Genomic DNA, 25,103 nt, shown 5'->3' with positions numbered 1-25,103 from the left:
TTGTATAGTCAAGCCTCACGAGCAATTAGTATTGGTCAGCTTCACATATCACTATGCTTCCACATCCAACCTATCAACGTCCTAGTCTCGAACGGCTCTTTAGAGGACATAAAGTCCTAGGGAAATCTTATCTTGAGGTAGGCTTCCCGCTTAGATGCTTTCAGCGGTTATCCCTTCCGAACATAGCTACCCGGCGATGCGACTGGCGTCACAACCGGTACACCAGAGGTTCGTCCACTCTGGTCCTCTCGTACTAGGAGCAGATCCTCTCAAATTTCCAGCGCCCACGGTAGATAGGGACCGAACTGTCTCACGACGTTCTAAACCCAGCTCGCGTACCTCTTTAAATGGCGAACAGCCATACCCTTGGGACCTGCTTCAGCCCCAGGATGAGATGAGCCGACATCGAGGTGCCAAACACCGCCGTCGATATGAACTCTTGGGCGGTATCAGCCTGTTATCCCCAGAGTACCTTTTATCCGTTGAGCGATGGCCCTTCCATACAGAACCACCGGATCACTAAGACCTACTTTCGTACCTGCTCGACTTGTGGGTCTCGCAGTTAAGCGCGCTTTTGCCTTTATACTCTACGCGTGATTTCCGACCACGCTGAGCGCACCTTCGTACTCCTCCGTTACTCTTTAGGAGGAGACCGCCCCAGTCAAACTACCCACCAGACACGGTCCTCGTCCCGGATCACGGGACAGAGTTAGAACCTCAACATTACCAGGGTGGTATTTCAAGGACGGCTCCACTGGAACTAGCGTTCCAGCTTCAAAGCCTCCCACCTATCCTACACAAGTAAGGTCAAAGTTCAGTGTCAAGCTGCAGTAAAGGTTCACGGGGTCTTTCCGTCTAGCCGCGGGTACACTGCATCTTCACAGCGATTTCGATTTCACTGAGCCTCTGCTGGAGACAGCGCCGCCATCATTATGCCATTCGTGCAGGTCGGAACTTACCCGACAAGGAATTTCGCTACCTTAGGACCGTTATAGTTACGGCCGCCGTTTACTGGGGCTTCGATCAAGAGCTTCGCTTACGCTAACCCCATCAATTAACCTTCCAGCACCGGGCAGGCATCACACCCTATACGTCCACTTTCGTGTTTGCAGAGTGCTATGTTTTTAATAAACAGTTGCAGCGGCCTGGTTTCTGCGGCTGTCGTCAGCTCAGGAAGCGAGTTCCATCACCAACAACAGCGTACCTTCTCCCGAAGTTACGGTACCATTTTGCCTAGTTCCTTCAGCAGAGTTCTCTCAAGCGCCTTGGTCTACTCGACCTGACCACCTGTGTCGGTTTCGGGTACGATTCCTGTGTAACTGAAGCTTAGAGACTTTTCCTGGAAGCATGGCATCAACCACTTCGCTGTACAAGTACAGCTTGCTATCAGATCTCAGCATAGAGTACCCCGGATTTGCCTAAGATACATGCCTACATCCTTTCACCTGGACAACCAACGCCAGGCTGATTTAGCCTTCTCCGTCCTCTCATCGCATTACACAGAAGTAATGGAATATTAACCATTTTCCCATCGACTACGCCTTTCGGCCTCGCCTTAGGGGTCGACTCACCCAGCCCCGATTAACGTTGGACTGGAACCCTTGGTCTTTCGGCGAACGGGTTTTTCACCCGTTTTGTCGTTACTCACGTCAGCATTCGCACTTCTGATACCTCCAGCATGCTTCTCAACACACCTTCATCGGCTTACAGAACGCTCCCCTACCACGTATACAAAGTATACATCCGCAGCTTCGGCACATAGTTTTAGCCCCGTTACATCTTCCGCGCAGGCCGACTCGACTAGTGAGCTATTACGCTTTCTTTAAAGGGTGGCTGCTTCTAAGCCAACCTCCTAGCTGTCTATGCCTTCCCACATCGTTTCCCACTTAACTATGATTTTGGGGCCTTAGCTGGCGGTCTGGATTGTTTTCCTCTTGACTACGGACGTTAGCACCCGCAGTCTGTCTCCCGGATAGTACTCATAGGTATTCGGAGTTTGCATCGGTTTGGTAAGTCGGGATGACCCCCTAGCCGAAACAGTGCTCTACCCCCTATGGTATTCGTCCGAGGCGCTACCTAAATAGCTTTCGGGGAGAACCAGCTATCACCAGGCTTGATTAGCCTTTCACCCCTATCCACAAGTCATCCCCTGGCTTTTCAACGACAGTGGGTTCGGTCCTCCAGTTAGTGTTACCCAACCTTCAACCTGCTCATGGATAGATCGCCTGGTTTCGGGTCTATACCCAGCAACTAAACGCCCTATTAAGACTCGATTTCTCTACGGCTCCCCTATACGGTTAACCTCGCTACTGAATATAAGTCGCTGACCCATTATACAAAAGGTACGCAGTCACACCACGAAGGTGCTCCCACTGCTTGTATGCATGCGGTTTCAGGATCTATTTCACTCCCCTCACAGGGGTTCTTTTCGCCTTTCCCTCACGGTACTGGTTCACTATCGGTCAGTCAGGAGTATTTAGCCTTGGAGGATGGTCCCCCATATTCAGACAAGGTTTCACGTGCCTCGCCCTACTCGTCATCATTATGTGTGCCCTTTCGTGTACGGGAATATCACCCTCTACGTTCGCACTTCCCAGAGCGTTCCACTAAAACACACATAACTTAATGGGCTGATCCCCGTTCGCTCGCCGCTACTGAGGGAATCTCAATTGATTTCTTTTCCTAAGGGTACTGAGATGTTTCACTTCCCCTCGTTCGCCTTGCAACACTATGTATTCATGTTGCAATACCTACCTTAAAGTAGGTGGGTTCCCCCATTCAGACATCTCCGGATCAAAGGATATTTGCCGCCTCCCCGGAGCTTTTCGCAGGCTATCACGTCTTTCATCGCCTCTGACTGCCAAGGCATCCACCACATGCACTTAATTACTTGACTATACAACCCCAAACAGTCGATGTTACCTACAAGTTAGTAACTTCAACATTTCAGTTTAGAGCACTGTGCACTTAAGCACCGTACAGCTTCAATCTAAATTCACATACCAAAACGCTTGATTCAGTTAATTTGCTAGTTCTCAATTCATCTAGATTAATTGCTTAACCTAAACTCTTGAGTGAACAATTTATTTCAGACTCAATTTTGCCAATCTGTTAATGAGTTAATGTGTCTTCGTCAGATCACACTAATTACCGTGATAATGAAATCACAGAAGTTAATAAACCAAGATCTCAATCTTTATTTACTAATTTCTGTAATCCGAACTTATCTTAAGTTCTGGTGGAGACTAGGAGAGTCGAACTCCTGACCTCCTGCGTGCAAAGCAGGCGCTCTACCAACTAAGCTAAGTCCCCAGCTTACATCATCAATCATGTATCTTTTATCTATAACTTCAACCAGTCAAAGTCATGGTGGGTCTGACAAGACTTGAACTTGTGACCCCACGCTTATCAAGCGTGTGCTCTAACCAACTGAGCTACAGACCCTCAGATACATCTATGAAGAACAACTTGTTGTGGATTCTTACCAATCGTCAATCTTTCGTTAAGGAGGTGATCCAGCCGCAGGTTCCCCTACGGCTACCTTGTTACGACTTCACCCCAGTCATCGGCCACACCGTGGTAACCGCCCTCTTTGCAGTTAGGCTAGCTACTTCTGGTGCAACAAACTCCCATGGTGTGACGGGCGGTGTGTACAAGGCCCGGGAACGTATTCACCGCGGCATTCTGATCCGCGATTACTAGCGATTCCGACTTCATGGAGTCGAGTTGCAGACTCCAATCCGGACTACGATCGGCTTTTTGAGATTAGCATCACATCGCTGTGTAGCAACCCTTTGTACCGACCATTGTAGCACGTGTGTAGCCCTGGCCGTAAGGGCCATGATGACTTGACGTCGTCCCCGCCTTCCTCCAGTTTGTCACTGGCAGTATCCTTAAAGTTCCCATCCGAAATGCTGGCAAGTAAGGAAAAGGGTTGCGCTCGTTGCGGGACTTAACCCAACATCTCACGACACGAGCTGACGACAGCCATGCAGCACCTGTATCTAGATTCCCGAAGGCACCAATCCATCTCTGGAAAGTTTCTAGTATGTCAAGGCCAGGTAAGGTTCTTCGCGTTGCATCGAATTAAACCACATGCTCCACCGCTTGTGCGGGCCCCCGTCAATTCATTTGAGTTTTAGTCTTGCGACCGTACTCCCCAGGCGGTCTACTTATCGCGTTAGCTGCGCCACTAAAGCCTCAAAGGCCCCAACGGCTAGTAGACATCGTTTACGGCATGGACTACCAGGGTATCTAATCCTGTTTGCTCCCCATGCTTTCGTACCTCAGCGTCAGTATTAGGCCAGATGGCTGCCTTCGCCATCGGTATTCCTCCAGATCTCTACGCATTTCACCGCTACACCTGGAATTCTACCATCCTCTCCCATACTCTAGCTCACCAGTATCGAATGCAATTCCCAAGTTAAGCTCGGGGATTTCACATCCGACTTAATAAGCCGCCTACGCACGCTTTACGCCCAGTAAATCCGATTAACGCTCGCACCCTCTGTATTACCGCGGCTGCTGGCACAGAGTTAGCCGGTGCTTATTCTGCGAGTAACGTCCACTATCTCTAGGTATTAACTAAAGTAGCCTCCTCCTCGCTTAAAGTGCTTTACAACCATAAGGCCTTCTTCACACACGCGGCATGGCTGGATCAGGGTTCCCCCCATTGTCCAATATTCCCCACTGCTGCCTCCCGTAGGAGTCTGGGCCGTGTCTCAGTCCCAGTGTGGCGGATCATCCTCTCAGACCCGCTACAGATCGTCGCCTTGGTAGGCCTTTACCCCACCAACTAGCTAATCCGACTTAGGCTCATCTATTAGCGCAAGGTCCGAAGATCCCCTGCTTTCTCCCGTAGGACGTATGCGGTATTAGCATCCCTTTCGAGATGTTGTCCCCCACTAATAGGCAGATTCCTAAGCATTACTCACCCGTCCGCCGCTAGGTCCAGTAGCAAGCTACCTTCCCCCGCTCGACTTGCATGTGTTAAGCCTGCCGCCAGCGTTCAATCTGAGCCATGATCAAACTCTTCAGTTAAAATCATTTTGCACCTTATTTATAGACAAGGTGCCAATTCTGGCTCATCAATTACTGACTTAAATTTCGCTCAAATAAACTTCGAGTAATTTAAACCAATCAATCAATGAAAATTATTTCGATTAATCAATCAGTAAAAATCCACACAAGTTGTTCTTCAATTCTCTTAATGATCTTCTTACTAGTTCGTCACCAGCAAGCTAGGTCGGCTATATTACTCTTAATCTCTTAAAAGTCAACAGGTAATTTCGATATTTTTAAAACTTATTCTCCAAACCAACTTACCATCAAATTCATCACTTAAAGCAATCAATCTAATCACAAGTAACTGTTTTTCAACAAGTTTCTATCTGCATCACCGCCGATGGATGTGCATTATAGACCATCTCATTCCCTTTGCAAGCGAAAATTAAAATTTAATGACTCGAGCGTTTATTTTTAAATCAATACCAATATTAAACCTTTGTTTTATATTGATAATTATTTTAATTTTTTATTTTTGACTTAAATAAGCCAGTATCATGCTCGATAATTCTCGCTTAAGTTGTTGTTCTGAGATAAGAAAATTGTTTTGGCTTACATAACGCATCATCGTAAAAAGCGTACTATTAATAATTACAAAGGACTTATGCTTCACCTGTTCGAAGTCCCATTGATGAGGATTTCTACTGAATGTATATAGCCCTACTTCAAAAAAATGCTTTTCTAAAATCTGAGCAGCTTGCGAATGACTATAGTCATGCCAGTGTTTCAGCACTTCTATAAAAAATCCATGATCGGCTTTTAATGCATTAAATCCCAACTCTATTGCTAAGGGAATGAGCAGCTCTAAAGGAATGTTTCCTTGCTGTATAACTAATTCTTTAAGTTGTTGCCCCAATAATTCGCTTTTACGGCGCAATAGTTCTTCTATGATTTGATCTTTATTCTCAAAGTATTGGTAAATCGACCCTACACTGACTCCAGATTTCTCTGCAATTTTAGGCGTCGTCGTATGTAGTAATCCATATTGAGCGATACACTGCTGTGTCGCCTCTAAAATATGATCAACAATAATTTTTGAACGCTGTTGCTGTGGGGCTTTTCTCATCGTTTTTTTATTGGTTAAATGCGAATTGAATGCGAATAATTATTCATATTAGCCTATTTACTGTTCAGTTCAATAAGTAAGTAACGATATGCAAATGATTAGCCCGACTCGACTTGCTTCTTTTAATGACATGCAAGACAGTAATTTCTTTACTCAGTTTTTAAATATCTGTTGTGAAAAACCAGTACAACCAAGCTATACGGAATATGTGTCTTTACAACATGCCCTTTATGAAGGGGATATTGAAATGGACAAGGTGATTGATTGGATTATACAAAATCCCAAAGATCACCGAATAATTTTTGAGAAGATATTATTTCAAGGCCGTGATGAACTCTCTGAGCCTATACCTACTGAGTTAGAGAATTTCTTTAATTACATTGAACAAAAGCCTGAATGGTTAGACCAACAACAAATTGATGAGGCTGTTAAATTTACCCATCGTTTAGGAATAAATAATGGTTTTATTCTTAGAGATTTATCCTTAATGGCGGGATATTTATATCCGGGATTTAATCAACCCCTAATTTTAACGGGTGCATTAAAGAAAGAAGCGGGAACACGTTTAGCAGAAACCACAAAATGGTGGGTGGATATTACTGAACCCCAAGGGCTTTCTCGTTTGAGTGCAGGTTTTACGTCAACGATTTATGTTCGCTTTATTCATGCACTCGTTCGCCGGCAATTAAAAAAGTCTGATCGTTGGGATAGTGAGGTTTGGGGAATTCCTCTTAATCAATTTGATTTAGCAATGACTAATTTGGCTTTTAGCAGTGTCGTTTTACTCGGTATTAGAGCTTTAGGTATATGGCCAACAAAACAAGAGGCAAAGAGTTTTTTACATTTCTGGCGTTATGTTGGTTGGTTAATGGGGATTGATGAAAAATGGCTTATTCAGTCTGAACCTGAGGGTTGGAGGTTACTTTACTGGATGCAGTTTGCTCATCCTCGCTCCGATCACAGCAGTATTGAATTAGGATTGAGCTTGTCGAAAGAACCTTTTGAGAGAAAATATCTGCATTTACGCTCTTTACAGCAGAAACTTGCTTATCGACAACATTTAGAACTTACCCAATTTTTTATTGGTAAGAAAAGAATGAAACTACTCGGATTGCCTCAGCAATCTGCCTCATGGTTTGCTTATTATTTAATTGTGCGTAATTTACTACTTTATAATGGCGCAAAGCTTTCACCAAAAGTTGAAAAGTTTTTATCTAAATCAGGCCGTAATATACAAAAACTTGGCTTAACGCTTTATCAGAATCAAGGTAAGGCAAAAACCTTAGCAAGTATGCATCAATAATTCTGGAATCTAAAAAAGCAAAAAATGGAAGCCCGTTATCCAGACTTCCATTTTCAACTATTAAGAACCTTATTGAGCTGATGAACTATGCATTTCAGCGTGATTCATTTGCTCATGTGACTCCATCATCTGCTTCTTTTTTTGACTTGGCATGTAGTCAGGCTCATTGTTGATGGCCAAGTAAAAAATAATCATAAACAATACACTCAAGATAGAAGCCACAATAAGTAACTTCCATCCCCACCAAGACTGTTCAGGCGATAATTTATTAGTCATTTCATTTCTCTCATTAAATTAATAATTTCAGTTCTTTAATTCGCTAAAGCTTATTAAAACTTCATACTCATACGAACCCAGTAATTTCTTCCGATATTGTTAAACTGCTCTTCGCTCGCAAATCCAAAGCCTGCACTACCCGCTTTATTTAAGTGTTCGGTATAGGTCTTATCTAATACGTTATCAATGCCAACAGAGACATCAATATCTTTACGAAGGTTATAACTTCCGTTTAAAGAAAGTGTCGAAAAACCTTTACTTGGTTTTAGGTCATATCCCACGATATTACCTTGATGTAGACTCACACGGTTTTGCTCAGCAACAGCTCGCCATAACAGACCTAAGTTATATTTGTCAGCCACATAGCGAATATTTAAACGACCTTCTAAAGGTGAAATTTGAGGTAGAGGTTTGTCATCTGTGGTGTTTTTGCCCCACGCATACATCGCACTCAAATCTGCCTGAATACGGTCAGTGAATTGGTACCCAATACCCGCTTCTGCACCAGCGATGGTTGCATCGACATTTTTGGCTCCCGCAGTAATATCATGGCTCATATCATGTCCATCCATTCCCATACTTGGGTGATGGTGGTAACTCATTAATATGTAGTCATCTACTAAACCTGCATAGGCAGAAGCCCATGTGTTTAAAGCACCATGTTGTTGCTGAAAACCCAGGTCCAACTGTAGTGTTTTCTCAGGATTCACACCGTTAAAAGTATTGGTTGAACCCGCATTACCATGTTTAGGCGAGAAAAGTTCCCAATAATCAGGCATACGCTCTACATAACCTAAACCAATATAACTTTTTAGGTCATGCTCAGGATGTTGATTTTCCCAGCGAACAAATGCGCTTGGCAAAGTCTTTTCAAGCTTCGTGTTAAAGCCTTTTGCTTGAGAATCAGCACGTTCATCTTCAACTGTGACTCGATCTAAACGTGCACCTGTAACCAGCTTATTTTGATCGTTCCATTGATAACCAAGTTCACCAAAAGCGCCGTATGATTGAAAACGCATATCTTGACGATATGGAACATTCATAGAAGGCATTGTTGGCGATGACATGCTGCCACCATGTTTATTAAATTGAGAGTCAACGCCTGTGATCAAACTCCATTTGTTCCATTCAGAAGTTATTGCCAAACGTGAGTTTAATGTACGGCGTGTCACTTGCATGGCCATTGCATTTGGCATCAGCATGGTCATACCACCATGATTCATTTCAACTAATGGTGGTGTACGCAAGCTAAAGTTATCCATAATATGGTCGTTATAGCTATAGTTCACCTGCCCTTCAATTTTCTTGATCACATCAGTGATATTTTTCTTTTCAAAACGAAGCCCTAAACTTTCACGCGCAAACTGAGAACCATCCATTGAACGTCCAGCATAAAGCGATTCACCATCAGATTTCCCACCCGTGATTTCGACCCACGTGTTTTCATCTGGAGTAAAGCCAAGCGCTACATCAACATTCCACTTTTTCCATGCTGATGGAACTGTATTGCCATCACCATCTTGATAACTATTCGATTCTGAACGGTTGGCATTTAAACGGATATATTTTTTCTCATCGCCAACAGCCGCTTCAATATTATGGTCAATACGCCCATATGAACCTAGCAAGACACTCGCTTGACCGCGATAGGGTTTTTCAGAAGTAAGCTTTTCAGGCTGACGTTCAAATAGAACTGTTGCAGCTGAACCAGTATTGGCATATTGAACCGTTTGTGGTCCCTTAATCACAGAAATCCGGTCATAACTTTCTGGTGAAATATAAGAAGTTGGAGCATCCATTCGGTTTGGGCAGGCACCCAAGTTCTCTGTGCCATCCGTTAGAATTTTAATACGTGAACCAAACATACCTCGGAATGTCACATCACCATTTGTTCCACCGCTTTGAATTGAATTAAAACCCATAATACTTTGCAGATAGTCTGCGCCATCTGTGGCAGGGACTGGCTGAATCGGTTGCTTTGGATCTGCGTGTACGATCAGACCATTTGCATCATTGCCTTGCTGTGCTGTAACAACAATAGGTGCTAATGAATGAAGTGTGTTGGTTTCGGCATCATTTTTTTCTGATTCGGCAAACACTAGACCCGAATGAGAGACAGCAAGCATCGCAACCCATAAAGGTTGTAGTAAAAATTTAGAATGTGGCATTTTTTATACGCTCTAAAACATAAATAAAGTGATATCGAAGTCAGTTAAGACCCCAACAAAAATTGCTTTTATTTATGCAAATAGAGGCGGCGCACGTCCTTGCGGGAGTAGGAAAAGTCGCTGTAGCGCAAAGTAAACATGCCGGAAAGCTTGTTGATACGCGACTAAGCGAACTTGTATACGAACAAGCACCTCTTTTACGCCAAATTCAGGTGGTAAAACCAAATTGGCATAAACGGTACAATATTGACACTGATGGTTTGCATCATGGTGATCATGGTGGTCAGGTACTTGCGCCTGTTCGATATGATGCTGGTGATGTGAATGGTGCATGGCATGTGACATGGCTTCCGTCTGTGCTTTTGGTTTAAGCAAAGCACGGGTAATAGTTTCACAGACCGGAGCAATTTGATATTGCTTCGGTAATAGCGGCTGTAGAAATACCGCAATCTGTAAAAATACTGCTGCACAGGCAAGCAGCAAACCACTACGAAAAACCAAAAATCACATCCACACTATATTGGTGTTTGAAAAATATTAACGTTTTACCGCAACTTTTTCACGTTCGCGTTGGCGAACAATTTTTTCGACTTTTTCACGCGCACGCTGACGCTTAAGTGGTGACAAATAATCCACAAACAATTTGCCATTTAAGTGATCCATTTCATGTTGGATACAAACAGCGAGAAGTCCGTCAGCTTCTATCTCAAATGCTTGACCTTCAAGGTTAATTGCCTCAATTTTCACGCGTGACGGGCGATCAACTTTGTCGTATATTTGTGGCACTGATAGACAGCCTTCTTCGTACGGCTGCGTCTCTTCAGTCAGCGGAGTTACTTTGGGGTTAATGAAAACCATAGGTTCATCTTTAGATTCAGACAAATCCATGACGATAAGCTGAATATGACGATCGACCTGAGAAGCTGCTAAACCGATACCTGGTGCCGCATACATGGTTTCAAACATATCTGCTGCAAGTTGACGAATTTCATCAGTAACTTCTTCAACGGGCTTAGCAATGGTACGAAGACGGGGATCAGGAAAACTTAAAATAGGTAATAAGGCCATACTGTCGTCCTCACTTATGCCATTGATTGAAAAACCAAATGAAGGAAATACTTCATCGAAAAATTGTGTGTAAGCCGCCCATTATAACGCAACTGCACACATAATTTTTAGGAATTATCATAATGAAAAAGGTTTTTAACGGCATGGTTAATTTTCATGCCTTGGGGATAAAGAAGCATTTACTTGCCTTGGCGCTCTGTACAGGTGTCGCAATCGGTACGATAGCAGAGGTTCATGCAACCAGTCCGAACCATAATCCACCCTCACTTAAAAGTAATGCACCCAATGTATATGTTGTAAAACGTGGGGATACTTTATGGGATATTTCAGGACATTTTCTAAATAAACCATGGCGTTGGCCTGAAATCTGGGCGAGCAACCAACATGTTAAAAATCCACACTGGATCTATCCGGGTGACCGATTACTATTATGTAGCCTAGATGGGCATCCTTTAGTCGGTAAAGATGAGGGCGATGGTTGTGTCGGTATTATTCGCCGCTATACAGGTCAAACCACAAACCTACAACCACAAGTTCGCGTCGAAGCATTAAATAATAGCGTTCCAGTTATTCCACTTGAACATATTAAACAGTGGTTAGAGAACAGTACTATTTTACCAGCCGATTCAATTACCAACACACCTTATATTGTTGGTACCGCCGATCAACGTGTACTTGCAGGAAAAGGCCAGACCATTTACGCACGAGGACAAGGCTTAATTAATGGGCAGCGTTATGCAGTCTACCGAGAAGGTGAACCTTACTATTTCACAGACAATAAAGGTAAAAAGCATAGTTTAGGGATTGAACTACTACAGGTTGCTTCAGGTGTTGCGGTATCTTCTGAAAAAGATATTACTACACTAGAACTAACAGATAGTTATAACGCTGAAGTACGTCGTGGCGATCGTGTTATGCCTGAAGAGCAAGCTACTTTGCCAACATTATTTTACCCAGTAGATGCGAAGCAAGTGACGGATGGTGGCAAGATTATTCGTGTCATGGGTTCAATTGGCAGAGCTGCAAAAAATAGTGTAGTGACTTTGGACCGCGGTACAACTCAGGGCATCCAAGTAGGTCAAGTTTTTGATATTACTCAACAAGGTGAATCAATTCGCGACCCTAAAACTAAAGAAGTAATTCAACTTCCTGGCCAACAAATTGGCAGTCTAATGGTTTTTAGAACTTTTGATCAGCTAAGTTATGCTTATGTTTTAGAGAGCGATTTACCAATTAAGGTTGGTTCAAGCATTCAGCCACCTCAATTTAATGATTAATGCTGGATGTACCTTTTACAATGCTCACTCAACTTTCTTCACACCACTACCACACACTTAAAGTGTGGTATTTGGTGCAGCACTCTTTAGTCAGCTTTAAAAAAATTATTGATTATTTTGGAAATTGTGAAAAAGCCACTCAACCTGATGGTTTAGCAAAGTGGTCCTCTCTGGGGCTACATGCTAATCACTTAAAACGTGTAAACGAATTTCAAACGCCCCAAGGTCAGACGCAGTTTGAACAACTTGTACAACAAGTTTGTCAGTATACGGATTTTATTTTAACGCCGGATGACTCTGGCTATCCCACTCAATTACTTCCTTATACAGATCATCCACCTATTATTTTTGGGAAAGGTCAAGCGCAAGCTTTATTGCAACCTCAGATTGCGATTGTCGGTAGCCGAAAACCAAGCCCACATGGACGACAGGTCGCTTATGATTTTGCTTACTACTTAAGTGAAAAGGGCTTTTTCATTAGTAGTGGTCTGGCTTATGGCATTGATGAAGCCGCACATCAAGGTGCATCTACTCATCAACGTACCATTGCAGTGACGGGTACGGGCTTAGACACTACTTATCCAGCTCAAAATAAAAAACTTGCAGAATATATTTTGGCTCAAAACGGCGCCATTATTACTGAGTTTTTACCGGGTACACCGCCATTACAACAGCATTTTCCACGTAGAAACCGAATTGTCAGCGGTTTGAGTTTAGGCGTTTTGGTGGTAGAAGCGACATTAAAAAGTGGCTCACTCATCACGGCCAATAAAGCTGCTGAACAAGGTAAAACCGTATTCGCGATTCCGGGCCATATTTATAGCGAGTTTCATCAAGGATGCCATCAACTTATCCGTGAAGGTGCAATTTTAATCGACCATCCTGAACAGATTATTGAGGATCTTGCTTTACCAACCCAATGGCAAAGTCAGCAACAAAATCAAACTGAAGAAGCTAATACGAATACTCCAGAAATTCCTGAGCATTTGATTGACCTTTATCAGTCTTTAGACTGGGTGGGACAAAATATTGACCAACTTGTAGTTCACCATAATATTCCAGTTTCTGAACTGACCTCTTCACTAATGGAACTAGAACTACTCGGTTTATGTATGCAACAATCAGGGCTGTATTTACGTTGTCGTTCTTAGTATTAGAGCGCACAATAGCGATTCTGTTTGATTGAAAGGAAAGTATTACCATGATTACGACCTCAGTGACCGAAGCAGCCGAATGTTTACAACAAGGTCAAGTTTTGGCATATCCAACTGAGGCAGTCTGGGGACTAGGCTGTGATCCATTTAATGAACAAGCTTTTCAAAAAATTCTTGAATTGAAACAGCGCCCTATTGAAAAGGGCGTCATTTTATTGGCTGGCCATATTAGTCAAGTAGAACATCTACTAACTTCCTTACCGCAAACTACTCAGCAAGAAATTATTGATTGCTGGACAAACCATCAACCATCAGAAAGAGCCACAACTTGGCTATTACCTGCTGATCAACACATCCCCTCATGGATTAAAGGCGAGCATCCTCTTGTTGCAGTACGTGTAACGACACATCCTTTATGTGTCGCTTTATGCAATGCTTTTCATGGTTTTATTGTATCGACGAGTGCCAACCCTAGTGGACAAGAACCTGCACATTCTTTACAAGATGCCTGCCAATACTTTGGTTCACAATTAAACTATCTCAATGGTGATTTAGGCCAAAGCCAACAGCCAAGCCGCATCATTAACGCCTTAACTGGTGAAGTGATACGTCCTTAATTCCAGACAAAAAAAAGCTCAGTTATATAGGGATAACTGAGCATAAAAAAGGATGGGTATATACCACATCCAGAGGGTTTGGATATCTCTGGAACGAAAGAAAAATTGCTTAAAAGAGCATCTTTCGTAGTGGTCGCTATTATGTGGCAAGAGACTTAATGTGAGAAATATATTATTTCTCTAAAAAAAGCATGAAAAGTGTAGGGAATTTGGCGTTTTTAGCAGTTGAATTAAAATTATATTAATATTTTTATTGGCGTTTTTTAATATTTATGTTACACAATCTTTTCATAAATATATTTATAAATCATATAGAAAAGCTTAGATTGATAAAAAACTGGCATATTTTCATCACTTTTTTTAAAAATATGCCATAGTTTTTTTATGATTCTTAATTTTGCTCTGGCAAAAGATCTGATTTTTTAGAATTAACCTTCTTTTGTGCCATGATAATGCCCACCAGAATCATAATTCCGCCGAAGGTGTGATATATGGTCCATTGTTCAGATAACCAGATACTTGCAATAATGGCGGTGAACACTGGCACAAGATTCATAAAGATACTGGTTCTATTTGGCCCAAGTTGTTGTACGGCTAACATCCAAACTAGCGGCGCAATGAGTGAAGCAAATACACCGGCATAAATTGCACTTGGCGCATTTTGTGCATTTAAGGCATCCAGACCAAACCAGAAAATTAAAGGAAGATGGAACAGCACGGAAAACCCAATCTGAACGTATAAGCTTGTCATAATTGGAAGTGGGAGCTGCCATTTCTTTAAGAAAACTCCATAAAATGCATAGAAGAATACGGCAATAATCATCAATGCATCGCCAAGGTGCCCGCCACCACTTAAAAGCTTATTAATATTTCCTTGGGACATAACGTATAGCAGACCAGCAAAAGACAAAATACTGCCAAAAACTGCAAAGCGATTAGGCACATCTTTTAAAATGGCAAGCGAAACAAAGATCGTAAAGATGGGAATAAATGCATTCACAATCCCCATATTGGTTGCACTAGTATAATGGGCAGCCGTATAAGCCAAGCCTTGATAAAGCACCATCCCAAATGCACTTAACACAGCAAGCTTAGGTAAATAGGGTATTACTAGTCGTCTTTGTCTCCAAACAGACAAAAACATAAATGGAGTCAAAATAATAAAAGCGATTAACCACCGATAAAAGCTGATACTTACCGGAGAAATATAGTCCGAGACATAGCGGGTGACTACAATATTTAAAGACCAAATCAGTACTGCCAGAATGGGAAAAATAAATGCCCATTTGTGATATTTCATGACCTGACTCATAGTAATACACCAACTACAAAAGAGACTTTATTTTGAAGAATGTCTTAATAAATTGAAATATCGTATTTCCGACATTGATATTGAACTTAAGACATCATTTATTTTTTAAAATAATGTCCAAGCTTTCATGGCATGTTCTACCACTTTATGTAATTGTTCGGTACTTGCACCATCTCTGGCCTGAATGGTAAGCCCCTGAATAACAGTCGCATAAAAATCAGTCATTTCTTGTAGAGGGGCATTAGTAGGCAAATCGCCCTGCTCTACACCTTGTTCGAGACGTTTTAATAATTTTTCTTTGGTCTTTATTCGCTTATCTAAAAGATTTTGCTGTACCTCTTGTGTGGCATCAGAACAGTTCATAGCAGCAACTACCAACATACAACCTGCTGGCTTATTGGGTTGAACCAATCGTTTTACATTGTCATAAAGATATAACTCAAAAGCAATTTTTGCAGTTTTTGCTTCTAAAAATATCGTTTCAATAGGACATGCTTCATGAGCGAGATAGTAGTCAATACTTTTGTAAAACAAACCTGCCTTATCGCCAAAAGCACTATATAGGCTCGGCGCTGTAATTTCTAAAGCATGTGTTAAGTCACTAATAGAGGTGGCTTCATAGCCATGTTCCCAAAAAAGTAACATAGCTTTCTCTAACACTTGCTGCTCATCAAAGCATTTAGGGCGTCCACGCTTCTTTTTTAACGTGTCCTCATTAACAAGATCTGTTTCATGCCTATTTGTCATAAAGATCACATCTATTTTTATAACAATCGTTATTAAATTAATTGACGTTCAATTTTTTATCAACTATTTTATTTTCATAATGATCGTTAGTTAATTATAAATTTGCCTTTCTTCACTTCGAATTTAGCAAAGTAAGGATTTCTTTATGGACCAATCTACTACCTCTAAAGCACGACCCATGACTTCCACACAAGGGAGCTGGTTTGCTATTTTGGCTGTTGCCATCGCAGCCTTTGCCTTGGTAACGAGTGAATTTTTACCTGTTGGTGTCTTAAATAGCGTTGCAGCCGATTTACACATTTCTGTAGGTACAGCAGGTCTTATTATTACAGTACCCGGCATTATGGCAGCGATTGCAGCCCCACTATTACCCGTTTCAGTAAAGCAACTCGACCGCCGTTATGTGCTTATTTTACTGACTGCTATTATGGTGATTGCCAATACCATTACGGCTTTTGCAGAAAACTTTCATGTTCTATTGTTGAGCCGTTTGATTTTAGGGATTTCAATTGGTGGCTTCTGGGCAACAGCAATTGCCTTAAGCGGTAAGCTAGCACCTGCAAATTTACCTATTGCCAAAGCAACTGCTGTAGTAATGGCTGGTGTAACTTTCGCCACTGTACTAGGTGTACCGATTGGAACATGGTTAAGTGAGTTTTACGGGTGGCGCAGTGCCTTTGGAATTACAGCTGCTATCGGTCTTGTTGTATTAGTGCTTCAGCTTATTTTCTTACCAAAACTTTTACCAGAGTCAGCAATACATATTCGTGATTTACCTGCATTATTACGCACACCTAAAGCACGTAGCGGCATGCTTATTGTTTTATTAATTGGGCTTGCTCACTTCTGTGCATATAGTTATTTAGCCCCTTTCTTTAAAAATGTAGCCGGGTTTAATGGGACAACTATTAGCTCATTATTATTGCTTTATGGAATAGCCGGTATTTTTGGAAATGCATTTGCAGGGTACAGTGGTAATTTAAATGTTCGGTATACCTTAGCTTTCGTTGGAACATGTTTTGCCATTGTATTCTTTGGCTTCCCAATCTTTGCTATCCATGAGTTTGGTGCCATTGTCCTTACTGCATTATGGGGCTTCGCATTTGGCGCATTCCCTACCTCTGCCAATATTTGGATGTTTGTACACGCACCTCATGCTGTAGAAAAAGGTATGCCACTTTTTGTTGGTATGTTCCAAGTCATGATTGCTACAGGATCATTATTAGGTGGTTATGTAGTTGATCATTTTAATGAAAATACTTTAATTTATGGGGTATTAAGCTTCGTTGCCTTAGCTTTAATTAGTACATTTACCTTAGCCAAAGGTTTAAACAATCCCAAAGCAACATGTGAAAATTAGAATATTACTTAGAGTAGACCCATGAAAAATGAGGACCAACAATTTTCTTTATTAGAGAGTATAGAAGTTCATGAATTTCTATACGAAAAAGAAGATATTGTTCGTCCTCATGCTTCACTATGGGGAGATTTTAATTTTAGTTTAAATGGTATTTTAGAAATACAGGTAGAAGAGCAAATATACTTGTCTCCTCCAAGCTATGGGCTTTGGATTCCCCCTCAAACGGTTCATCAATCTACCCATATCGATCATGAAATTCATTATATCTGCATTCGTTTACACCCTCGGCTTTGCTCTATTTTAGGAGATATCTGCCGATGCTTTAGTATTCAGCCCTTCTTTCGAACCTTAGTTTTACAAATATTGGAACAGCAAAAACAAACGGAAAAGCCTGAATATTTAGAACATCTTTTACAGGTTTTATTCGATCAATTACAACAAGCACCCGCCTATTCTCATTATTTACCACAAACACGGCATCCTGTTTTACTGCCAATTTTAGAAAAGCTTTCAGACCCATTACTTTTTAATCTCTCTTTACAGCAGTTACTTCAGAACTTTTCTGTCAGTGATCGTCATCTATTACGCTTAAGCCAACAAGAACTACAACTTTCATTATCCGAATGGCGCAATCGAGCCAAAATTGTTTACGCCATTCATCAGATCCGTCAAGGAACACCGATTAAACGCCTAGCATACGATTTAGGATATCAACACAGCTCAAGTTTTATCGAATTTTTTAAAAGATATACAGGCCAAACACCTGTTCAAATCAGAAATAATTAGATAGTAAAACTGCTTTTGTATATCTTTTTATTTTTGAACACGAATATTATTGCACTACTCAAGAATAGCAGTTAAAACAAATGCGTTACTTGATATCAATTACAATCTTCAGGAAAGACTCATGACTCAATCTGTATATCATATTCCAGTAAAAGCTATTTCAGGCGAAACGGTTGACCTTGACCAATATAAAGGGAAAGTTTTATTAATCGTAAACACAGCGTCTAAATGTGGTTTAACTCCACAATACGAAGGTTTAGAAAAGCTGTATCAAACAAAGAAAGATCAAGGTCTTGAAATCTTAGGCTTCCCTGCAAACAACTTTAAAGAACAAGAGCCTGGTTCGGATGAAGAAATTCAACAGTTCTGCTCATTAAACTACGATGTTCATTTCCCACTTTTCTCTAAAATCTCTGTAGCTGGCGAAGATAAACATCCACTTTATCAAGCGCTAACAACAGCTCAACCAGAACGCATTGGAGAAGGTCCTTTCCGTGAGCGCTTAGAAGGTTTAGGTATTCCTACTAACCCTGCCCCTGAAGTGTTATGGAACTTCGAGAAATTCCTAGTAAATAAAAACGGTGAAGTTGTTGCGCGTTTTGCACCTAACTTAACAGCAGACGATGAACAAATTGTAAAAGCAGTTGAAGCGGAATTAGCTAAATAATTTTTGCATCAAACTAATAAAAGGAGTGCTATGGCACTCCTTTTTTATTGTCTACTCAAAATGTTGTTCATTTGCAACAATACCTTATTTCTACATATTTTATGCATATAGTACCTACTTGCTTCAGTTGGTATTGTTTGTAGTTATGAAAAAAGTTTTACAAGGTGCATTTTTCCCATTTGTGATTTTTGCTTCAGGTATGTTGTTACTTGGATGTGATCAGGCACAAGACCACGCAAAGGAACAAGAATCCGTTCAGACTAACGATCAAATATCAGAACAAGCTGATGACTCTCAACAAGAAATCACAGCTACACAAAATAAAACTGAATTAAAAAATGGTAATGTTTTTTATATCGTTCGTGATGCCGCTAATTTACAGTTAAAGGCTGGCGACTATATCGAAAAGCTCAAGGACACTCAACTTGACGTTGAACAAGCCATTCAAGATAAAGATCAGTATGAGCTAAAAACAACTGTGACGACTTTGAAAGCACAGTTAGAAGGTTTAAACCAAGCTTTGCTTGGTTTAGATATCAGAAGTCAGGAAGTTGAAAATATCCGTCAAAGCCTACTACAGGCAAACCAGCAAGCTTTAAGCATGCCTTTATTAAATGGGAATTTAGAGCAAATTAATTTCGACCAAATTGAAAAGCAACTTAATACCATCCAAATGGATATGGTCAAGCTCGCTGCTATGATTATGGCAGGAGATGAAAAATCAGATTCAAAAACTGATTCTTAATTTTCTTTTTAGCAATAAAAAAAGCCACCGAAAGGTGGCTTTTTCAATCTCGAACCGCGTCTTATTGAGCGCGGTTTTTGATTTTACGGATAGTTTCAAGCTGTGCAGCGGTTTCTGCCAAGGCAGCCAACGCAGCAGCTGAGTCCAAATCACTCTTTTGGTTTGCAAGCAATTGTTCAGCATTTTTACGTGCTTCTAAAATTGCAGCTTCATCCAAATTGTCAGCGCGGATTGCAGTATCTGCAAGAACCGTCACAACATGAGGTTGAACTTCTAAAACACCGCCAGATACATAGACGATTTCTTCTGTACCATTTTCCAACAGAACACGAATCGGGCCCGGTTGAAGCAAGGTTACAAGTGGAGCATGCCCTGGCAAAATACCAAGTTCACCACCTGCACCTTTCGCGATTAACATCGTCACTGCGCCAGAGTAAATTGACTCTTTAACACTTACGACATCACATTGCATAGTCGCCATGAGATGATCTCCTTAAATTAGAGTTTCTCAGCTTTAGCAATCACTTCGTCAATACCACCAACCATATAGAACGCTTGTTCTGGGATGTGATCGTATTCACCAGCTAATAGACCTTTAAAGCCACGAATCGTTTCTTTAAGTGGTACTAATTTACCAGGAGCACCAGTAAATACTTCAGCTACGTGGAATGGTTGAGAGAAGAAACGTTGGATTTTACGCGCACGGTAAACAACCAATTTATCTTCTTCTGCCAATTCATCCATACCCAAGATTGCGATGATGTCTTTAAGCTCTTTATAGCGTTGCAATACGTTTTGTACTGCGCGCGCAATTTCATAGTGCTCTTGACCAACAACTAATGGGTCTAACTGACGTGAAGTTGAGTCAAGTGGATCGATCGCTGGATAGATACCAGAAGATGCGATGTCACGGCTCAATACTACTGTTGCGTCTAAGTGAGCAAATGTAGTTGCAGGCGATGGGTCTGTTAAGTCATCGGCAGGTACATATACTGCTTGGATCGAAGTGATCGAACCAGACTTAGTAGATGTAATACGCTCTTGAAGAACACCCATTTCTTCTGCAAGTGTAGGTTGGTAACCTACCGCAGATGGCATACGACCTAACAATGCTGATACTTCAGTACCTGCAAGTGTATAACGGTAGATGTTGTCGACGAATAATAATACGTCACGACCTTTACCGTTTTCGTCTTTTTCATCACGGAAGTATTCAGCCATAGTCAAACCAGTTAACGCTACGCGTAAACGGTTACCTGGTGGCTCGTTCATCTGACCGTAGACCATTGCTACTTTGTCAAGAACGTTAGAATCTTTCATTTCGTGATAGAAGTCGTTACCTTCACGAGTACGCTCACCAACACCAGCAAACACAGATAAACCTGAGTGTGCTTTCGCGATGTTGTTGATCAATTCCATCATGTTAACGGTTTTACCAACACCAGCACCACCGAATAAACCAACTTTACCACCTTTCGCAAACGGGCAAAGTAAGTCAATTACTTTAATACCAGTTTCTAAAAGGTCAGTAGAAGCTGCTTGTTCAGCATAAGAAGGCGCTTGACGGTGAATCGGCAAACGTTCTTCAGTCGCAACAGGACCTGCTTCATCGATAGGACGACCTAAAACGTCCATGATACGGCCAAGAGTGGCTGTACCAACTGGAACAGAGATCGGTGCGTTTGTGCTAGTTACAGTAAGACCACGTTTAAGACCTTCTGTAGAACCCATTGCGATGGTACGAACAACACCATCACCAAGTTGTTGCTGAACTTCTAAAGTAGTTTCAGTACCGTCAACTTGGAGAGCGTCATAGATCTTTGGAACGCTTGTGCGCTCAAACTCGACGTCGATAACCGCGCCGATGATCTGAATGATACGACCGCTACTCATTGCTGTCTCCTCAATTCAAACTTAATAATGTTAAACGGCAGCGGCACCACCAACGATCTCAGAGATTTCCTGAGTAATCGCGGCTTGACGCAGCTTGTTATAGATGAGTTGTAAGTCTTTGATAAGCTGACCTGCGTTATCTGTCGCTGCTTTCATTGCGACCATACGTGCAGATTGCTCACATGCGACGTTTTCAATCACACCTTGATAAACCATAGACTCGATATAGCGAACTAATAAACCATTTAGCAATTCTTCTGCTTCTGGTTCATAGATGTAATCCCAACCATAAGTACGGTTGAGGTCATCGCCTTCTTCTGCTGGTGCTAAAGGAACAAGTTGCTCAACTTTAGGCTTTTGTGTCATTGCATTGACGAAACCATTTGATACGAGATAGATACGATCTAATTCGCCTTTATCAAATGCATCAAGCATAACTTGCACTGAGCCAGTTAACTGTTCCAAACTAGGGGCATCACCAATTTGAGTGGTTGCACCCAGCACTTTACCGCCGTAATTCTTAAAAAACGAAACCGCTTTTTGACCAATCAAAGCAAATTGAACTTCAATTGACTGCTCTTGTTGTGCTTTGACATGCTGCACAACTTTCTTGAACAAGTTAATGTTCAAACCACCTGCCAAACCGCGATCTGAAGATACAATGATGTAACCAACACGCTTAACTGGGCGGTCCACCATATAACGGTGTTTGTATTCAGGGTTTGCTTGTACCAAGTGAGCAATTACACGGCGCATATTATCGGCATACGGACGGCCCTGAGCCATGCGCTCTTGCGCACGACGCATTTTTGAAGCAGCTACCATTTGCATCGCGCGAGTAATCTTTTGCGTGCTCTTGATACTAGCTACTTTGGCGCGAATTTCTTTTAAATTTGCCATACGCTTAACCTAGTATTCGAAAGCCCTTTCGAGCTTCCGAAGGTTGATCCGTGAACCAAACTTAACTAAAACTGAACTTAGTAAGTTTGAGTCGCTTTAAAGCTTTCAATACCAGCTTTGATTGCTGCTTCGATGTCTTTGTTGTAGTCACCAGTTTCATCGATTTGTTTCATCAACGGAGCATATTCTGAACGGAAGTAAGCAATTAACGCAGCATCAAAGTCTACGATTTTCTTAACTTCTACGTCAGCCATATAGCCTTCGTTAGATGCATAAACAGAAACAGCTTGGTCAGCAATTGAGTAAGGAGCATATTGTTTTTGCTTCATTAACTCAGTTACACGTTGACCATGTTCAAGTTGTTTACGAGTTGCTTCATCAAGGTCAGAAGCAAACTGAGCAAACGCAGCCAATTCACGGTATTGCGCTAAAGCGGTACGGATACCACCAGACAATTTTTTGATGATCTTAGTTTGAGCAGAACCACCAACACGAGATACAGAGATACCCGCGTTCACAGCAGGACGGATACCTGCGTTGAATAATGATGTTTCTAAGAAGATCTGACCGTCAGTAATCGAAATTACGTTTGTTGGTACGAATGCAGATACGTCACCTGCTTGAGTTTCAATAATTGGCAATGCAGTTAAAGAACCAGTTTTACCAGTTACTGCGCCATTAGTGAATTTCTCAACGTATTCAGCAGATACACGTGAAGCACGTTCAAGAAGACGTGAGTGAAGATAGAATACGTCACCTGGATACGCTTCACGACCTGGTGGACGACGTAAAAGCAATGAAATTTGACGGTAAGCAACAGCTTGCTTAGACAAATCATCATAAATGATAAGAGCGTCTTCACCGCGGTCACGGAAGTATTCACCCATTGTACAGCCAGAGTACGGAGCTAAATACTGCATTGCAGCAGGATCAGCAGCCGCAGCAGCGACAACAGTTGTATACGCCATAGCGCCAGTTTCTTCTAGCTTACGTACAACGTTTGCAATTGTTGATTGTTTTTGACCAATCGCAACGTATACACATTTAATGCCAGAGTTTTTCTGAGCGATAATCGCATCGATCGCCATTGCTGTTTTACCAGTTTGACGGTCACCAATAATCAACTCACGCTGACCACGACCCACAGGAATCATGGTATCAACTGATTTATAACCAGTTTGAACAGGTTGGTCTACAGATTGACGCCAAATTACACCTGGTGCTACTTTTTCAACAGCATCAGTTAATTTTGCATCAATTGGGCCTTTACCATCAATTGGGTTACCCAAAGCATCTACGACACGGCCAAGAAGTTCAGGACCAACTGGAACTTCTAAAACACGACCTGTACAACGAGCTTTTTGACCTTCTTGAAGGCTTAGGTAGTTACCTAAAACAACGGCACCCACTGAATCCTGTTCTAGGTTCAGTGCCATACCAAATAAGCCGCCGTCGAATTCGATCATTTCACCGTACATTGCATCAGCAAGACCGTGAATACGCACGATACCGTCGGATACCATAACAATGGTACCTTCGTTTTTAGCGGTCGCGCTGGTGTCCAGATCTCCGATACGCTGTTTAATGAGCGCACTGATCTCGGATGGATTCAGTTGTTGCATTGCGCTATTCCTCAATCTTTTATTAGTTCAGTCTTCATCATTTGCATTATGCAAGAAGACGAGTACGCATTTTTTCAAGCTTGTTAAGCGCAGAATCATCTATCACTTGATCGCCTGCACGAATTACAACACCTGCAATAAGCTCAGGTTTAACTTCAACTGAAACAGTTACTGTGCTGTTAAAACGCTTTTCTAAAGCAGATTTCAACAGTTGCTCTTGTTCAGCAGTTAACGGGAAAGCCGATTCAATCACGACATCCACATTGTTGTTATTCTGTGATTTAAGCTGTTCATATTCTGCTGCAATTTCAGGTAACAACACTAATCGATCATTATCTGCAAGAAGTGTCAAAAAGTTAGACACTGCTTGAGACTGATCTTCACCTAAAACTTTAGCAAAAAGCTTCACTTGCTCCGCAGGAGTAAGTTCAGGGCGATTTAAATAAGCGGAAAATGCTTCGTCTTGCACCGCAGCACTGAGCACTTGTAACGCATTCGACCAATTGTCTGTTGCACCTTGCTCAGAAGCATAAGCAAATGCTGCTTTGGCATACGGACGTGCCAACGTCAAGAGTTCAGCCATAATTCGCCTCGCTTAAAGTTTAGCAGCCAGCTGAGACAGCATGGCGTTATGAGCTTCTGCATCAACTTGTTGGTTCAGGATCTTTTCTGCACCAGTTACTGCCAAGGCAGCTACTTGTTGACGTAATTCTTCGCGAGCAGAATTGATTTCTTGATCAACAGCTTCTTTAGCCTGTTGACGAATACGCTCACCTTCAGCCGCAGCTTGAGTACGAGCTTCTTCGATCAATTGCGCTGCACGACGGTTCGCTTGTTCGATCAATTGAGCCGCTTGTGCTTTAGCCGCATCAAGCTCTTGCTTTACTTGCGCTTGTGCATCGGCAAGGTCAGCTTTCGCTTTTTCTGCTGCATTTAAGCCATCAGCGATTTTGCGCTGACGCTCACTAATCGCATTGATTAGTGGTGGCCAAACAAACTTCATGCAGAATGCGACAAAAAACGCAAACGCAATCGCTTGACCAATCAATGTGAGGTTGATATTCATTGCAATTCCTCA

The 25,103-nt window shown here is 41.9% G+C and carries 20 protein-coding genes, 2 tRNA genes, 2 rRNA genes and 1 pseudogene; 8 read left to right on the top strand and 17 right to left on the bottom strand.

Going from position 1 to position 25,103, the window contains the following annotated elements; all coding sequences use genetic code 11:
- Nucleotides 1–4 precede the first annotated feature (4 nt).
- The 5 genes and pseudogenes from EGT34_RS12300 to EGT34_RS12280 all read right to left on the bottom strand — a co-directional run bounded on the left by EGT34_RS12300 (nt 5) and on the right by EGT34_RS12280 (nt 6,130).
- Nucleotides 5–2,896: ribosomal RNA gene (locus tag EGT34_RS12300) — 23S ribosomal RNA — on the bottom strand.
- A gap of 340 nt (nt 2,897–3,236) precedes the next feature.
- Nucleotides 3,237–3,312, bottom strand: a tRNA-Ala gene (locus EGT34_RS12295).
- Between the two features lie 55 nt (nt 3,313–3,367).
- Nucleotides 3,368–3,444, bottom strand: a tRNA-Ile gene (locus EGT34_RS12290).
- A 59-nt stretch (nt 3,445–3,503) separates the two neighbouring features.
- A 16S ribosomal RNA gene (locus tag EGT34_RS12285) occupies nt 3,504–5,040 on the bottom strand.
- The 16S and 23S rRNA genes sit together here with 2 tRNA genes alongside, the layout of an rRNA operon.
- Before the next feature lie 519 nt (nt 5,041–5,559).
- Nucleotides 5,560–6,130: pseudogene (locus EGT34_RS12280) on the bottom strand (TetR/AcrR family transcriptional regulator).
- An 88-nt stretch (nt 6,131–6,218) separates the two neighbouring features.
- Between EGT34_RS12280 and EGT34_RS12275 the strand changes: the two are divergent.
- A complete protein-coding gene (locus EGT34_RS12275; RefSeq protein WP_001177953.1) occupies nt 6,219–7,433 on the top strand; it encodes an oxygenase MpaB family protein in 1,215 nt (404 codons plus the stop codon).
- 69 nt (nt 7,434–7,502) lie between these two features.
- On the opposite strand, the gene EGT34_RS12270 is transcribed toward EGT34_RS12275, so the two are convergent.
- From EGT34_RS12270 to def, 4 genes are all read right to left on the bottom strand, one after another.
- Nucleotides 7,503–7,709, bottom strand: a complete 207-nt coding sequence (locus EGT34_RS12270) for a hypothetical protein (RefSeq protein ID WP_000182542.1) — start codon at nt 7,707–7,709, stop codon at nt 7,503–7,505.
- A 53-nt stretch (nt 7,710–7,762) separates the two neighbouring features.
- Nucleotides 7,763–9,877, bottom strand: a complete 2,115-nt coding sequence (locus tag EGT34_RS12265; RefSeq protein ID WP_001120681.1) for a TonB-dependent copper receptor — start codon at nt 9,875–9,877, stop codon at nt 7,763–7,765.
- Between the two features lie 72 nt (nt 9,878–9,949).
- The gene (locus tag EGT34_RS12260; protein ID WP_000231981.1) at nt 9,950–10,378 is read right to left on the bottom strand and encodes a DUF2946 family protein; all 429 of its coding nucleotides are present in this window, start codon (nt 10,376–10,378) and stop codon (nt 9,950–9,952) included.
- Between the two features lie 36 nt (nt 10,379–10,414).
- The gene (gene def / locus EGT34_RS12255) at nt 10,415–10,945 is read right to left on the bottom strand and encodes a peptide deformylase (protein WP_001196539.1); all 531 of its coding nucleotides are present in this window, start codon (nt 10,943–10,945) and stop codon (nt 10,415–10,417) included.
- Between the two features lie 122 nt (nt 10,946–11,067).
- Here def and EGT34_RS12250 point away from each other — a divergent pair, with 122 nt between their 5' ends.
- Genes EGT34_RS12250 through EGT34_RS12240 form a run of 3 tightly spaced genes read left to right on the top strand, consistent with a single transcriptional unit; the run spans nt 11,068 to nt 13,993 of the window.
- Entirely contained in the window at nt 11,068–12,222 is a 1,155-nt protein-coding gene (locus EGT34_RS12250; RefSeq protein ID WP_000755271.1) for a LysM peptidoglycan-binding domain-containing protein, read from the top strand.
- A 20-nt stretch (nt 12,223–12,242) separates the two neighbouring features.
- On the top strand, nt 12,243–13,373 hold the full coding sequence (gene dprA, locus EGT34_RS12245) for a DNA-processing protein DprA (protein WP_031971973.1): 1,131 nt from the start codon (nt 12,243–12,245) through the stop codon (nt 13,371–13,373).
- 50 nt (nt 13,374–13,423) lie between these two features.
- Complete coding sequence (locus tag EGT34_RS12240) at nt 13,424–13,993, top strand: L-threonylcarbamoyladenylate synthase (RefSeq protein WP_000633612.1); 570 nt, start codon at nt 13,424–13,426, stop codon at nt 13,991–13,993.
- A 391-nt stretch (nt 13,994–14,384) separates the two neighbouring features.
- Here EGT34_RS12240 and EGT34_RS12235 read toward each other — a convergent pair whose 3' ends face one another.
- Both EGT34_RS12235 and EGT34_RS12230 read right to left on the bottom strand, forming a co-directional pair.
- Complete coding sequence (locus EGT34_RS12235) at nt 14,385–15,305, bottom strand: DMT family transporter (protein ID WP_000084546.1); 921 nt, start codon at nt 15,303–15,305, stop codon at nt 14,385–14,387.
- A gap of 105 nt (nt 15,306–15,410) precedes the next feature.
- Nucleotides 15,411–16,061 (bottom strand): TetR/AcrR family transcriptional regulator, encoded by a 651-nt coding sequence (locus EGT34_RS12230; RefSeq protein WP_001984979.1) that lies wholly within the window; start codon nt 16,059–16,061, stop codon nt 15,411–15,413.
- Nucleotides 16,062–16,197: 136 nt separating this feature from the next.
- Between EGT34_RS12230 and EGT34_RS12225 the strand changes: the two genes are divergently transcribed.
- The 4 genes from EGT34_RS12225 to EGT34_RS12210 all read left to right on the top strand — a co-directional run bounded on the left by EGT34_RS12225 (nt 16,198) and on the right by EGT34_RS12210 (nt 19,610).
- Nucleotides 16,198–17,412 (top strand): MFS transporter, encoded by a 1,215-nt coding sequence (locus EGT34_RS12225; protein WP_000372838.1) that lies wholly within the window; start codon nt 16,198–16,200, stop codon nt 17,410–17,412.
- A gap of 21 nt (nt 17,413–17,433) precedes the next feature.
- Complete coding sequence (locus tag EGT34_RS12220; RefSeq protein WP_000786954.1) at nt 17,434–18,198, top strand: AraC family transcriptional regulator; 765 nt, start codon at nt 17,434–17,436, stop codon at nt 18,196–18,198.
- A 121-nt stretch (nt 18,199–18,319) separates the two neighbouring features.
- Nucleotides 18,320–18,865 (top strand): glutathione peroxidase, encoded by a 546-nt coding sequence (locus EGT34_RS12215; RefSeq protein WP_000194682.1) that lies wholly within the window; start codon nt 18,320–18,322, stop codon nt 18,863–18,865.
- A 145-nt stretch (nt 18,866–19,010) separates the two neighbouring features.
- Nucleotides 19,011–19,610 carry a hypothetical protein gene (locus tag EGT34_RS12210; protein ID WP_000757148.1) on the top strand — a complete coding sequence of 200 codons (600 nt, stop codon included), beginning with the start codon at nt 19,011–19,013 and terminating at the stop codon, nt 19,608–19,610.
- A 61-nt stretch (nt 19,611–19,671) separates the two neighbouring features.
- Here the strand turns inward: EGT34_RS12210 and EGT34_RS12205 are convergent, their stop codons facing one another.
- From EGT34_RS12205 to EGT34_RS12180, 6 genes are all read right to left on the bottom strand, one after another.
- A complete protein-coding gene (locus tag EGT34_RS12205; RefSeq protein ID WP_000224542.1) occupies nt 19,672–20,091 on the bottom strand; it encodes a F0F1 ATP synthase subunit epsilon in 420 nt (139 codons plus the stop codon).
- A gap of 17 nt (nt 20,092–20,108) precedes the next feature.
- Nucleotides 20,109–21,503 carry a F0F1 ATP synthase subunit beta gene (gene atpD, locus EGT34_RS12200; protein WP_000094481.1) on the bottom strand — a complete coding sequence of 465 codons (1,395 nt, stop codon included), beginning with the start codon at nt 21,501–21,503 and terminating at the stop codon, nt 20,109–20,111.
- Between the two features lie 30 nt (nt 21,504–21,533).
- Nucleotides 21,534–22,403 (bottom strand): F0F1 ATP synthase subunit gamma, encoded by an 870-nt coding sequence (gene atpG / locus EGT34_RS12195; protein ID WP_001284971.1) that lies wholly within the window; start codon nt 22,401–22,403, stop codon nt 21,534–21,536.
- Nucleotides 22,404–22,480: 77 nt separating this feature from the next.
- Nucleotides 22,481–24,025, bottom strand: a complete 1,545-nt coding sequence (gene atpA, locus EGT34_RS12190; RefSeq protein ID WP_001186635.1) for a F0F1 ATP synthase subunit alpha — start codon at nt 24,023–24,025, stop codon at nt 22,481–22,483.
- A gap of 46 nt (nt 24,026–24,071) precedes the next feature.
- Entirely contained in the window at nt 24,072–24,608 is a 537-nt protein-coding gene (locus EGT34_RS12185; RefSeq protein WP_000818995.1) for a F0F1 ATP synthase subunit delta, read from the bottom strand.
- A 12-nt stretch (nt 24,609–24,620) separates the two neighbouring features.
- The gene (locus EGT34_RS12180) at nt 24,621–25,091 is read right to left on the bottom strand and encodes a F0F1 ATP synthase subunit B (protein WP_001024691.1); all 471 of its coding nucleotides are present in this window, start codon (nt 25,089–25,091) and stop codon (nt 24,621–24,623) included.
- Nucleotides 25,092–25,103 lie beyond the last annotated feature (12 nt).

This window comes from Acinetobacter sp. FDAARGOS_558 (genome assembly GCF_003937785.1).
Lineage (GTDB): Bacteria > Pseudomonadota > Gammaproteobacteria > Pseudomonadales > Moraxellaceae > Acinetobacter > Acinetobacter baumannii.
The sequence above is the reverse complement of the archived record's forward strand: the minus strand, read 5'-3'. Positions and strand labels throughout refer to the sequence as shown.

Excerpts from the sequence above, each read along its gene's own strand:
- atpA (WP_001186635.1), bottom strand. The coding sequence starts at position 24,025 with ATGCAACAACTGAATCCATCCGAGATCAGTGCGCTCATTAAACAGCGT.
- EGT34_RS12210 (WP_000757148.1), top strand. The coding sequence starts at position 19,011 with ATGAAAAAAGTTTTACAAGGTGCATTTTTCCCATTTGTGATTTTTGCT.
- EGT34_RS12225 (WP_000372838.1), top strand. The coding sequence starts at position 16,198 with ATGGACCAATCTACTACCTCTAAAGCACGACCCATGACTTCCACACAA.
- EGT34_RS12220 (WP_000786954.1), top strand. The coding sequence starts at position 17,434 with ATGAAAAATGAGGACCAACAATTTTCTTTATTAGAGAGTATAGAAGTT.
- atpD (WP_000094481.1), bottom strand. The coding sequence starts at position 21,503 with ATGAGTAGCGGTCGTATCATTCAGATCATCGGCGCGGTTATCGACGTC.
- atpG (WP_001284971.1), bottom strand. The coding sequence starts at position 22,403 with ATGGCAAATTTAAAAGAAATTCGCGCCAAAGTAGCTAGTATCAAGAGC.
- EGT34_RS12180 (WP_001024691.1), bottom strand. The coding sequence starts at position 25,091 with ATGAATATCAACCTCACATTGATTGGTCAAGCGATTGCGTTTGCGTTT.
- EGT34_RS12265 (WP_001120681.1), bottom strand. The coding sequence starts at position 9,877 with ATGCCACATTCTAAATTTTTACTACAACCTTTATGGGTTGCGATGCTT.
- EGT34_RS12270 (WP_000182542.1), bottom strand. The coding sequence starts at position 7,709 with ATGACTAATAAATTATCGCCTGAACAGTCTTGGTGGGGATGGAAGTTA.
- EGT34_RS12215 (WP_000194682.1), top strand. The coding sequence starts at position 18,320 with ATGACTCAATCTGTATATCATATTCCAGTAAAAGCTATTTCAGGCGAA.
- EGT34_RS12205 (WP_000224542.1), bottom strand. The coding sequence starts at position 20,091 with ATGGCGACTATGCAATGTGATGTCGTAAGTGTTAAAGAGTCAATTTAC.
- EGT34_RS12235 (WP_000084546.1), bottom strand. The coding sequence starts at position 15,305 with ATGAGTCAGGTCATGAAATATCACAAATGGGCATTTATTTTTCCCATT.
- def (WP_001196539.1), bottom strand. The coding sequence starts at position 10,945 with ATGGCCTTATTACCTATTTTAAGTTTTCCTGATCCCCGTCTTCGTACC.
- EGT34_RS12240 (WP_000633612.1), top strand. The coding sequence starts at position 13,424 with ATGATTACGACCTCAGTGACCGAAGCAGCCGAATGTTTACAACAAGGT.
- EGT34_RS12250 (WP_000755271.1), top strand. The coding sequence starts at position 11,068 with ATGAAAAAGGTTTTTAACGGCATGGTTAATTTTCATGCCTTGGGGATA.
- dprA (WP_031971973.1), top strand. The coding sequence starts at position 12,243 with ATGCTCACTCAACTTTCTTCACACCACTACCACACACTTAAAGTGTGG.
- EGT34_RS12185 (WP_000818995.1), bottom strand. The coding sequence starts at position 24,608 with ATGGCTGAACTCTTGACGTTGGCACGTCCGTATGCCAAAGCAGCATTT.
- EGT34_RS12275 (WP_001177953.1), top strand. The coding sequence starts at position 6,219 with ATGCAAATGATTAGCCCGACTCGACTTGCTTCTTTTAATGACATGCAA.